Source organism: Caulobacter sp. AVps18 (assembly GCF_058681425.1).
In genome coordinates this window covers 2,354,014-2,365,180 of the sequence record NZ_CM178737.1, presented here as the reverse complement: position 1 = coordinate 2,365,180, position 11,167 = coordinate 2,354,014, and the positions used below count along the sequence as shown (strand labels likewise).

8 protein-coding genes are annotated in these 11,167 nt (G+C 64.7%); 7 read left to right on the top strand and 1 reads right to left on the bottom strand.

Going from position 1 to position 11,167, the window contains the following annotated elements; all coding sequences use genetic code 11:
• Window positions 1-14 precede the first annotated feature (14 nt).
• The 4 genes from ACW179_RS10785 to ACW179_RS10770 all read left to right on the top strand — a co-directional run bounded on the left by ACW179_RS10785 (window position 15) and on the right by ACW179_RS10770 (window position 5,448).
• Window positions 15-1,532, top strand: coding sequence for a tryptophan halogenase family protein (locus tag ACW179_RS10785; RefSeq protein ID WP_492059521.1), 1,518 nt, complete (start codon window positions 15-17; stop codon window positions 1,530-1,532).
• Entirely contained in the window at window positions 1,529-3,043 is a 1,515-nt protein-coding gene (locus ACW179_RS10780) for a tryptophan halogenase family protein (RefSeq protein WP_492059520.1), read from the top strand. Before ACW179_RS10785 ends, ACW179_RS10780 begins: the two co-directional genes overlap by 4 nt.
• Before the next feature lie 30 nt (window positions 3,044-3,073).
• Complete coding sequence (locus ACW179_RS10775; RefSeq protein WP_492059519.1) at window positions 3,074-3,223, top strand: transcriptional regulator; 150 nt, start codon at window positions 3,074-3,076, stop codon at window positions 3,221-3,223.
• 104 nt (window positions 3,224-3,327) lie between these two features.
• Window positions 3,328-5,448 carry a GAF domain-containing hybrid sensor histidine kinase/response regulator gene (locus ACW179_RS10770; RefSeq protein WP_492059518.1) on the top strand — a complete coding sequence of 707 codons (2,121 nt, stop codon included), beginning with the start codon at window positions 3,328-3,330 and terminating at the stop codon, window positions 5,446-5,448.
• A 65-nt stretch (window positions 5,449-5,513) separates the two neighbouring features.
• Here the strand turns inward: ACW179_RS10770 and ACW179_RS10765 are convergent, their stop codons facing one another.
• Entirely contained in the window at window positions 5,514-7,631 is a 2,118-nt protein-coding gene (locus tag ACW179_RS10765; RefSeq protein WP_492059517.1) for an alpha-glucuronidase family glycosyl hydrolase, read from the bottom strand.
• Between the two features lie 208 nt (window positions 7,632-7,839).
• Here ACW179_RS10765 and manD point away from each other — a divergent pair, with 208 nt between their 5' ends.
• From manD to ACW179_RS10750, 3 genes are all read left to right on the top strand, one after another.
• Window positions 7,840-9,051, top strand: coding sequence for a D-mannonate dehydratase ManD (gene manD / locus ACW179_RS10760; RefSeq protein ID WP_492059516.1), 1,212 nt, complete (start codon window positions 7,840-7,842; stop codon window positions 9,049-9,051).
• 126 nt (window positions 9,052-9,177) lie between these two features.
• Window positions 9,178-9,927, top strand: a complete 750-nt coding sequence (locus tag ACW179_RS10755; protein WP_492059515.1) for a FadR/GntR family transcriptional regulator — start codon at window positions 9,178-9,180, stop codon at window positions 9,925-9,927.
• A gap of 101 nt (window positions 9,928-10,028) precedes the next feature.
• Window positions 10,029-11,162 (top strand): alpha/beta hydrolase, encoded by a 1,134-nt coding sequence (locus ACW179_RS10750; protein ID WP_492059514.1) that lies wholly within the window; start codon window positions 10,029-10,031, stop codon window positions 11,160-11,162.
• Window positions 11,163-11,167 lie beyond the last annotated feature (5 nt).

Here is an 11,167-nt window from a genome sequence, read left to right as displayed (position 1 = left end):
GAAAGTCCCGCCCGATGACCCAGAACCCCATCCGCAAGGTGCTGATCGTTGGCGGTGGTACGGCCGGCTGGATGACGGCGGCGGCCCTGTCCAAGGTGCTGACGAACGTCCAGATCACGTTGATCGAGAGTGACGCCATCTCCACGGTCGGGGTGGGCGAGGCAACGATCCCGCCGATCACCACCTTCAACCAGATGCTGGGCATCGACGAAGCCGCGTTCATGAAGGCCACCAAGGCCAGTTTCAAGCTGGCCATTGAGTTCGTCGACTGGACCCGTCCCGGCTCGCGCTACCTGCATCCCTTCGGCAGTTTCGGCCTGGATATCGAGGCCATCAAGTTTCACCAGTTCTGGCTGAAGGCCCAGAGCCAGGGCTCGGATCAGCCCATCGACGACTTCAACCTGTCGGCAACAGCGGCGCGGATGGGCAAGTTCATGCTGCCCAGCAAGGACCCGGGCCAGGTACTGTCCAGCCTGAAATACGCCTTCCATTTCGACGCCGGGCTCTATGCGCGCTTCCTGCGGACCTATTCCGAAGCCCGCGGGGTGGTCCGGCAGGAGGGGCGGGTAATCGATGTTGCCCTGCGCGGCGAGGATGGCTTCATCAGCTCGGTCACCCTGGACGGCGGACTGGAGATCGAAGCCGACCTGTTCATCGACTGCTCGGGCTTCCGGGGTCTGCTGATCCATCAGGCGCTGGACACGCCCTTCGAGGACTGGGGCCACTGGTTACCCAATGACCGGGCGGTGGCGATGCCCTGCCAGACTGGCGGCGATGGCCTGACGCCCTACACCCGCGCCACGGCCGATACGGCGGGCTGGCGCTGGCGCATCGCGCTGCAGCACCGCACCGGCAACGGCTATGTCTATTCCAGCCAGCATATCAGCGATGACGACGCCGTGGCCCGGCTGCGCGCCACCCTGGATGGTCCAGCCCTGGCCGAGCCCAATTTCATCAAGTTCCGCGCCGGGCGCCGCAAACAGATATGGGTCAAGAACTGCGTGGCCATCGGCCTGGCCTCGGGTTTTCTGGAGCCGCTGGAGAGCACCAGCATCCACCTGATCCAGGCCGGCATCACCAAGCTTCTGGCCCTGTTCCCTGATCGTGGCTTCGATCCTGCCGAGATCGCCGAATACAATCGCCTGACCATCCTGCAGACCGAGCTGATCCGCGACTTCATCATCCTGCACTTCAAGGCCAACGAGCGGCCAGAGCCATATTGGAAACAGGCCCGCGAGATGGCGATCCCGGAAAGCCTGCAACGCAAGATCGACCTATTTTCCGCACTCGGCCGCCTGTTCCAGTCGGACTATGACCTGTTCGCCGAGCCGTCCTGGATCGCCGTGATGCTGGGTCAGAACATCCGGCCGCGCGGCTATGACCCGCTGGTCGATACCCTGGACGAGCACTTGGTGCGCGGCCAGATGCAGCGTCTGGCCGCCCTGGTTCGCCAGACGGCAGAGGCCCTGCCGACCCACGAAGCCTTCATTGCCCGCTACTGCGCCTCGCCCGATTTCGAGAAAGCCTCATGACCAGCGTCAATCGCCTCCGCAAGGTCGTCATCGTTGGCGGCGGAACCGCCGGCTGGATGACCGCCGCCGCTCTGGGCCGCTTCCTCACTCGCGACGGCCAGACCAGTGTCACCCTGGTCGAGTCCGAGGCCATCGGCACGGTCGGGGTCGGCGAGTCGACCATCCCGCAGATCAACATCTTCAACCGCATGCTGGGGGTGGATGAGAACGATTTCGTTCGGAAGACCAAGGCCACCTTCAAGCTGGGCATCGACTTCGTCGACTGGAAGCAGATCGGCCACAGCTATCATCACCCGTTCGGCCCCTATGGCATCGACATGGAGGCGGTGTCGTTTCACGCCTACTGGCTGAAGCTGCAGGCCATGGGCGAAGAAGACGATCTGGGGGCCTATTCGCTCAACGCCCTGGCGGCGCGGCAGCTCAGGTTCATGCGCCCCAACGGCCAGCCCAATTCGCCGCTGGGCTCGATCGCCTACGCCTTCCAGTTCGATGCCGGCCTCTATGCGAAGTTTCTCCGCGACTATGCCGAGGCGCGCGGCATCGTGCGCCAGGAAGGCAAGATCGCCTCGGTGCAGCAGCATGGCGAGACGGGGTTTGTCACCTCGGTCACGCTGGAGAGCGGCGATGTCATCGACGGCGACCTGTTCATCGACTGCTCGGGCTTCCGGGGACTGCTGATCGAAGGAGCCCTGCAGACGGGCTATGAGGACTGGTCACAGTGGCTGCTCAATGACCGGGCCGTGGCCGTGCCCTGCGCCCTGGGCGGCTCGATGGCGCCGGTCACCCGCGCCACGGCCCGGCCGGCCGGCTGGCAATGGCGCATCCCGCTGCAGCATCGCCTGGGCAACGGCTATGCCTATTCCAGCGCCCACATTAGCGAAGACGAGGCCACCGCCTATCTGCTGGCCCATCTGGACGGCGAGCCCCTGGCCGCGCCCAACCAGATCCGCTTTACCGCCGGCCGGCGCAAAAAGAGCTGGAACCGCAATGTGGTCGCCATCGGCCTGTCAGCCGGTTTCATGGAGCCGCTGGAGAGCCAGTCGATCCACCTGATCCAGGTGGGCATCGCCCGCCTGTTGGCCATGTTCCCCGACCGCGATTTCCGCCAGCCCGACATCGACCGCTACAACCGGGTGATGGCCTTCGAATACGAGAAGATCCGCGACTTTCTGATCCTGCACTTCAAGGCCACGCAGCGGAACGACACCCCCTACTGGGACTATCTGCGTGAAATGAGCGTCCCCGACTATCTGGCCGACAAGATCGCGGTGTTCGAGAGCTACGGCCGGATCTTCCGCGAGAACGAAGAGCTGTTCAACGACACCTCATGGTTCGCGGTGATGGTCGGCCAGGGTCTCGTGCCCAAGGGCTATGACCCCATGGTCGAGGTGATGGGTGAAGATGAGCTGCGCAAGCGCATGGCCGAGATCAAGTCGGTGATCGCCCGGTCCGCCGAGGTGATGCCGGGGCACCTCGAGTTCATCAAGGCCAACTGCGACGCGATGGGATAGCGCCTGGATGGGCATCGTCTCGGCTGGATCATGATGCTCCGGGCCGCACGGAGCAATCTGTCGATCCACCTGCGCAAGCTGGAAGAGGCGGGCTATGGCGAAATCATCAAGAGCTTCCAGGGCCGCAAAGCGTTCGCGACCTGTCTGGAAGGGCTGGCTGGGCTGGTGAGCCAGGGCTGAACGCGCACACTGTGTCGTTTCGCCGCGCGCCTGCGCGATTGAGGCGTTGTCCCCTCTGACGCATGGTTGTTTTTTGAGTAATCAGGACACGCGCTCGGCGCCTAATGGATATTCTCGCCCCTGCCGCCGATCTTGAGCAGCGGCGCCTGGTTGCGCTCTGGGCGATGAACATTCTGGACACCGCCGAGGAGCCGGGCTTCGATGACCTGGTGGCAGAGGTCTCCGAAACCTGTGACGCGCCCATTTCCCTGATCTCGCTGGTCGATTCAGAACGGCAGTGGTTCAAGGCCCGGATCGGGCTGCAGGACACCGAAACGCCGCGTGAGGTCGCGTTTTGCAACCACACGATCCTGACCCCATCCCTGTTCGTCGTTGAGGACGCAGCCCAAGATCCTCGATTCGTCCGAAACGCCCTGGTTTTGGGCCAGCCAGGGGTTCGGGCCTATGCCGGGGCGCCCCTCACCACCGTCGACGGTCTGCGGATCGGCACGATCTGCGCCATCGACACAAAGCCCCGCGTCTGGTCGCCCCGCGCCCTTCGCTGCCTGCAGCGACTATCGAGGGTGGCGATGACGATGATCGAGATGCGGATCGGCGCAGACATCGCCAGTTCGCACGCCCGACACATTCAGGAGTTGCGGCGGGACGACGGGCAGTATCGAACCATCATCGCCGCCATGCGCGAGGGCGTGGTGCTGCAGGATCGCTCCAGCGTTATCGTCCAGCACAACATCCACGCCGCACGGCTGCTGGGCCTGACCAGCGACCAGTTGACGGGGCGATCGTCCGCCCACGAGGACTGGAGCCTGGTCGATGCCGATGGTGCGCCCCTGTCGGTCGAGCAACAGCCCTCCATGCAGTGCCTGACGACGGGCCAGCCTGTGCTGGACTTTGTTCTGGGCGTGAACATGCCCCAGGGCGAGCGCCGCTGGCTGACCGTCAACGCCCTGCCCATCTTCGAGGGCGACGACCCGACGCCGGCCAAAACCTTGACCACCTTCGCAGACATCACCCAGCTCAAGGTGCAGGAGGTGCAGTTGATCGAAGCCGCCGCCACTGCTGAGCGGGCGAGCGCGGCCAAGTCGACCTTCCTGGCCAATGTCAGCCACGAGATCCGAACCCCGCTGAACGGCGTGATCGGCCTGGCCAAGGCCCTGTCACGCCAGCCCATGCCCGACCGCCAGCGCGAGATGGTCGACATCATCGTCCATTCCGGCGAGACGCTGGAGCGGATCCTCAACGACCTGCTCGACATCGCCAAGATCGAGGCTTCGCGTATGGAGCTGGAGATCGCGCCCTTCGACCTGCGCGCCGAGATCCAGACCTGCACCGACCTGATGCGCCTGAAGGCCGACAGCAAGGGCGTGGGCTTCGATATCGACTTCGCGGCCGATATCGACGGCTTCTATCTGGGCGACGCCCTGCGGCTGCGCCAGGTCGTCGCCAATCTCACCGCCAACGCCATAAAGTTTACCGACCGTGGCGAGGTACGCCTGACCGTCCAGGTCCATGCGCTGATCGAAGGCTCCGACGATCGAATCCTCTCGGTGACCATCGACGACACGGGCATCGGCCTGGACCCGGAGATCCTGCCGCGCCTGTTCGAACGGTTCATGCAGGGCGATGACACGGTCACCCGGCGTTTTGGCGGCACGGGCCTGGGCCTGGCGATCTGCAAGAACCTGGTCACGCTGATGGGCGGCCAGATCGGCGCACGGCCAAGACCCGAGGGCGGCAGCACCTTCTTCTTCAACGTCCCCCTGCGCCGCGCCGACACGCCGGCCATGCTGACGGCCGACAACGACCCGCAAGCGGTGTTCGCCGGCCGCAGCTTGAATGTGCTCTTGGTCGAAGATCATCCCGTGAACCGGCGCGTGGTCGAACTGCTTCTGGAGCCTCTCGATGTCAGTCTGGTCGTGGCCGAAAACGGCGCCGAGGCGGTGGACCGGTTCCGGCTCGAGACCTTCGACCTGGTGTTGATGGACATGCAGATGCCGGTGATGGACGGCCTGAGCGCCACGGCCCTGATCCGCGGCTGGGAAGCCACCGAGGGCCGGCGTCCGACGCCCATCGTGATGATGACCGCCAACGCTTCGGCCGATCACCGCCGCCAGGCCCTGGAGGCCGGTGCCGATGGGTTCATCACCAAGCCGGTCACCCCCGAAAGCCTGTACGGCGGCATCGACGCTGCCCTGGCGATTCTGCCGGTTGCCGCTAGCGCGTGACCGGTCAGTAGGACGCAGCCTCTCCGCTGCGACGCTCCAACTGTGAAACTTGGAGTCGGCTGAGCTTAAATCCCCGGCGCGTAGGGAAAGCTCATCGCCTCATACTGCTCCAGTGTCAGCGGAGGAGCCGCCTCTCCGGCCGGCAGGGGACGTTTGGCGAAGGTCTGGAAGTAGGCCACCGAGGCGTCGCGCCACCACTGGGCTTCGGAACGCTGGATCTTCAGGAACGCCGCCACCTGGGCATGGCGCTCGGGATCGACATAGGGTGCGACGTCGCTCCAGGTGCTCTGCATGGCGTTGACGCCGGCCACGCCGCGCGAATAGCGGGTGACGAGGCCATCCCACAGGGTCTGGCCCGATTTCAGGCGATGGTCCCATGGCAGGTGGTGGAACCACAGCAGGTCCTTCTCATCGACGCATTTGAGGTCGGCAAAACAGGCCCCAACCTCGGGGGCATATTGGGCGACGGCGTTGCTACCCTTGGCGGTTCGGTCAAAGCCGATACCGTCCACACCAGCCCTGGCGTAGTAGACGCTGGTCCAGTCGGCGCGCTCGCCGCCGGCCACCCAGGGACCCGGGCCATAATGGTGGCTGCGGCCCATCTGGTGGTGCAGGCCCAGCGGCGTCATGTAGTCGACCACGGCCTCGCGCGAACCCATCATCATGCCAACGACGGGATCGACGAAACGCCTGTCGTTGCTGAACGTCATCTTCGCCCAGTCGGCGGCGATGTCGCGGGTCGAGGCGTCCGGATCCCAGGCCAGACGGCCAAAGACGTACCAGTTGGCCTGGTCAAACTGCGAACCGCTCCAATTGCGGTCTGAACCGATATTGGCGACGCCAGCCATGGCCGTCAGCTTGCGCCCCTCCAGCGAGCCGTCGATCTCCCTGGCCACCGTCGAGCCCTTGCCCTTGGCCATGGTGTCGGACCGCAGGACCTCCTCGTACATCGGACCCAGATAGGCCAGGTGGGTGGCGAACCCGAGATATTCCTTGGTGATCTGGAACTCCATGCCGAGATTGCTCTTGGGCATGGCCCCGAACAGCGGATGGAATGGTTCGCGCGGCTGGAAGTCGATGGCCCCGTTCTTGACCTGGATCACCACGTTGTCGCGGAACTGGCCGTCGAACGGCTTGAACTCGGAATAGCCCTGCTTGGCGCGATCATCTGGCTGTTCGTGCGAATAGACAAAGGCCCGCCAGATCACGACACCGCGCGAGCCCACAGCGTCGGCCAGCATGTTGGCCCCGTCGGCATGGGTGGCGCCATAGTCCTGCGGTCCGGGCTGGCCCTCGGAATTGGCCTTGACCAGAAAGCCGCCGAAGTCAGGGATCACGGCATAGATCTCGTCAGCCTTGGCCTTCCAGAACGCCTTCACCGCCGGGTCGCGCGGGTCGGCGGTCTTGAGCCCGCCAATCTCGATGGGCGAGGAGAAGCGCGCCGTCAGATAGACCCGGATGCCATAGGGCCGGAACACATCGGCCAGGGCGCCGGCCTTGGCGATCCAGGGGGCCGTCAGGCTGACGGACTTGGCGTTGACGTTGTTGAGCACCGTGCCGTTGATACCGATCGAGGCGTTGGCGCGCGCATAGTCGACATAGCGCGGATCGGCGCTGTAGCCGGGCAGCTTCCACCAGTCCCAGATCGATTGCCCCGCATAGCCGCGCTCGACGCTGCGATCCAGATTGTCCCAGTGGTTGAGCATCCGCAGCTTGACCTTCGGCGCTGAGGCCAGGTCGAGCTGGTCAACAGGCTGCCGGGTCTGGATCAGGGCCAGGTAGCGAAACACGCCATACAACACGCCAATGTCACGGTTGGCGGCGATCACGGTGGCCGTCTTGCCGTCGAGCCTGACGGTGCGGATCAGATAGCCTTCCTCACCCAGCATCCTGAGCGGCAGATCCAGCTTGGCGATGGCGGGCGAAGACCCAGGCGTGCCGATCAGGATCACAGAACCGGACTTGGACGAAGGCGCGCCGATCAGCCCCGTCAGGCCCCGCTCCAGTTCGCCCCTGGCCAGTTGCAGCGTAGGCGTGTCGGCGACCGGCGCGATGGCGGCGACCCGATAGCCAGCGATGGCCTCGACCGGGCGGTAGCGCAGCCACAGGTCATGTCCATCCTCGGCGCGCACCGGCAGCGGGGCCAGCAGGATCAGGCCAAGGACTAGAGTCAGCAATCGCATCTGTTCACTCTCTGAAAAGTCACGCTCTTGCCTGCAGAGGGCTGTCAGCCGCCACTGGGCGGCAGGTATCTCCCACTTAGTGGTCTGACCACTGGGTTGACAACCCATGTCGGGCCGCTAAACCGATGGGCAAGGGAAACCTGGCCTCACCGCGACGCTCGACGCTGCGCTGGCCTCTTCCCGCCGGCTCGACCCACGAAAGCGTCCCATGTCCAAGATCATCGCCGCCAGGACCATTGTGAGCAGCCCGGGACGCAACTTCGTCACCCTGAAGATCATCACCGAAGACGGGGTCTATGGGATCGGCGACGCCACGCTGAACGGCCGCGAACTGGCGGTCGAGGCCTATCTGACCGAGCACGTGATTCCCTGCCTGATCGGCCGCGACGCCCACAGCATCGAGGACATCTGGCAGTACCTGTACAAGGGTGCCTACTGGCGTCGGGGACCGGTGACGATGTCGGCCATCGCCGCCGTCGACATGGCGCTGTGGGACATCAAGGGCAAGGTCGCCGGCCTGCCGGTCTATCAGCTGCTGGGCGGGGCCTGCCGCTCAGGCGTGATGGTCTATGGCCACGCCAACGGCGAGACCATCGACGAGACCCTCAACAACGCTGCTGACTATGTGGCCCAGGGCTACAAGGCCATCCGTCTTCAGTCAGGCGTGCCCGGCGTGAAGGGCACCTACGGCGTCTCCAAGGACAAGTTCTTCTACGAACCGGCCGACAGCGACCTGCCCACCGAAACCCTGTGGTCCACCGAGAAATATCTGCGGGTCGCGCCCGAGCTGTTCAAGGCCGCGCGCGAGCGGCTGGGCTGGGACGTGCACCTCCTGCATGACGTCCACCACCGGCTGACCCCGATTGAGGCTGGCCGCCTGGGCAAGGATCTTGAGCCCTATCGTCTGTTCTGGATGGAAGACTGCACCCCGGCCGAAAACCAGGACAATTTCCGCCTGGTGCGCCAGCACACCACCACCCCCCTGGCCGTGGGCGAGGTGTTCAATGCGATCTGGGACTGCAAGCAACTGATCCAGGAACAGCTGATCGACTACATCCGCGCGACCGTGGTGCATGCGGGCGGCATTACCCATCTGCGGAAGATCGCCAGCTTCGCCGACATGCACAGCGTCCGCACCGGCTGCCACGGTGCCACCGACCTGTCGCCGGTCAGCATGGCCGCAGCCCTGCACTTTGACCTGTCGATCCCCAATTTCGGCGTCCAGGAATATATGCGCCACACGCCCGAAACCGATGCGGTGTTCCCCCACGCCTACACCTTCGCCGACGGCATGTTACATCCGGGCGAGGCCCCGGGTCTGGGCGTAGACATCGACGAGGACCTCGCCGCCACCTACCCTTACAAGCGCGCCTACCTGCCGGTCGCCCGGCGCGAGGATGGGTCGATGCACGACTGGTGATGCGCAAACGTGCGAAAATCGCATCGCAAATGAAAAGGTGAGCCAGCAGGGAGAATCTGGGTGATACTCGGTGTCAGCACGACCTGAAACGGCGCCTGCGCCACCGCGAGATTCCCAAACCGCCCCATGGCCGACAACGTCAAGCTCTACCGCCGCATCGCTGACACCGTGGCCGACGCCATCGAGGCGGGCCAGTACAAACTCGGCGATCGCCTGCCGACCGAGCGCGAGCTGGCCGAACAGTTCGGCGTCTCCCGCCCCACCCTGCGCGAGGCCATGATCGCTCTGGAAATGCTGGGCATGATCGAGGCGCGTCATGGCCTTGGCATCTATGTCACCGGCAATGTCCGCCCTGCCGCGCCCTCGGCCGAGATTGACGTCGATGTTGGCGCCTTCGAGCTGATCGAGGCCCGCCGCCTGTTCGAGGGCGAAGCCGCCGCATTGGCCGCCACCTCGATCACCGACGACCAGCTTGAGCAGCTTGAAGCCTCAATGGTCCGCATGCACGAAGAGGACGAAGTGGGCGGCGAAGACGCCGACCGCGAGTTCCACATGATCATCGCCCGCGCGACCGGCAACGGCGCGATCATCGCCACCATCGAAAACCTGTGGGACTGGCGCAACCGCTCGCCGCTGGCCCGCAACATCCTGACCCGCGCACGGGGCATGGGGCTGGAGCCGCGCATCAATGAGCACCGCCGGGTGTTCGAAGCTCTCCAGGCCCATGATCCGCACGCCGCGCGGCAAGCGATGCGCGACCACCTGGAACGAGTCATCGAACACCTGCTGCACGCCACCGAGACCGAGGCCGTCCAGAAGGCCAAGCTGGAAACCAGCGCGCGGCGCAATGCCATCGCCAAGCGGGTGGCGATCTAGGCGATAGCTGCGGCTTTGCGAAGATGGGCCATTCGCTTCATCCTTGACCATGCATTACAAATGTAATCCATAGTCCGCATCGTCAGCGATTGGGGGACTGGATGAGCATTCGAAACGGGCTGGTCGCCCTTGCTGCTTTCGCTCTCACGTCTCCCGCTCTCGCTTCGGAGACTCTTTCCGCCACGCTCAAAATCCTGTCCGAAGGCCCCGCAGCGCAGGATGACGCGATCGAACTGATCGTGCATTCCCAGCGCGTCGGCCGTGACTTCCGGATCCAGGTCACGCCACCCTACACACCGCCGATCCTGCCGGGCCAGACAGCGCCGGCGGTCTATGTTCTGGACGGCGGTTACGGCGTGGCGGGTCCGACCGGGACGCTCCTGGGCGGGGCGGGGACGATCGCCCCGGCCTATGTCATCACCATCGACTATCCGCCTGGCAGCCCGTCGACCCGGGAACGAGACCTGCTGTTTGGACCGGGAACCCGGCCGGACGGCACGGTAGCAAAGGGTGGCGGCGGCGCAGCGTTCCGGGCCTTCCTACTAGAGGAACTAAAGCCCCTTATGGAAGCCCGCTACCCGCTCGATCCCAAGGCCGCCGTGCTGTTTGGCCATTCGCTGTCGGGAATCTTCACCGCCAACATGCTGGCCGACAGACCCGAGACCTTTTCTGGCTATCTGATCGCCAGCCCCTCACTCTGGGCTGACCCCGGCGTGATAGACCGTCTCAAAGCCGTTCCCGCACGCTCCCCGGACCGCAAGGTGTTCGTCGCTTGGGGCGCGGCTGAAATGCCTCACATGATCGAGGGAGGGCAGAAGGTCTCTGCCGCAATATCGGGCGATCCAGGGCGCCTGACCCTGAAGACCAAAGCGTTCGAGGGCGAGCAGCATATCTCCTACTATCCGCTGGTCATGTCGGCGGCCCTGCCCTTCCTGCTACCGCGCGCCGCACCCATGAAGCGGCCCTCGCCGATCACGCTGACGCGGGCGCAGACCCAGCGCTATTTCGGAACCTACAGCCTGTCGGACGGCCGCAAGGTGACGATCGGCGAGGACGAGGACGGCATGCTGCTGGAGATCGAGGGCTCCGAGGCCACCAACATCCATGCCGAGGCGCTGGACCGGTTCTATATTCACGGCGTCGATGCGCGGATCACCTTCGAGGCGGGATCGGGGCCGCCCCAGTGGCTGACCTTCTATGTGAACGGCGCGAAGGCGAAAGCGGTCAGAAACTAGAAAAC

Coding starts and splice junctions, on each gene's coding strand:
- ACW179_RS10785 (WP_492059521.1), top strand. CDS start 15: ATGACCCAGAACCCCATCCGCAAGGTGCTGATCGTTGGCGGTGGTACG.
- ACW179_RS10780 (WP_492059520.1), top strand. CDS start 1,529: ATGACCAGCGTCAATCGCCTCCGCAAGGTCGTCATCGTTGGCGGCGGA.
- ACW179_RS10775 (WP_492059519.1), top strand. CDS start 3,074: ATGATGCTCCGGGCCGCACGGAGCAATCTGTCGATCCACCTGCGCAAG.
- ACW179_RS10770 (WP_492059518.1), top strand. CDS start 3,328: ATGGATATTCTCGCCCCTGCCGCCGATCTTGAGCAGCGGCGCCTGGTT.
- ACW179_RS10765 (WP_492059517.1), bottom strand. CDS start 7,631: ATGCGATTGCTGACTCTAGTCCTTGGCCTGATCCTGCTGGCCCCGCTG.
- manD (WP_492059516.1), top strand. CDS start 7,840: ATGTCCAAGATCATCGCCGCCAGGACCATTGTGAGCAGCCCGGGACGC.
- ACW179_RS10755 (WP_492059515.1), top strand. CDS start 9,178: ATGGCCGACAACGTCAAGCTCTACCGCCGCATCGCTGACACCGTGGCC.
- ACW179_RS10750 (WP_492059514.1), top strand. CDS start 10,029: ATGAGCATTCGAAACGGGCTGGTCGCCCTTGCTGCTTTCGCTCTCACG.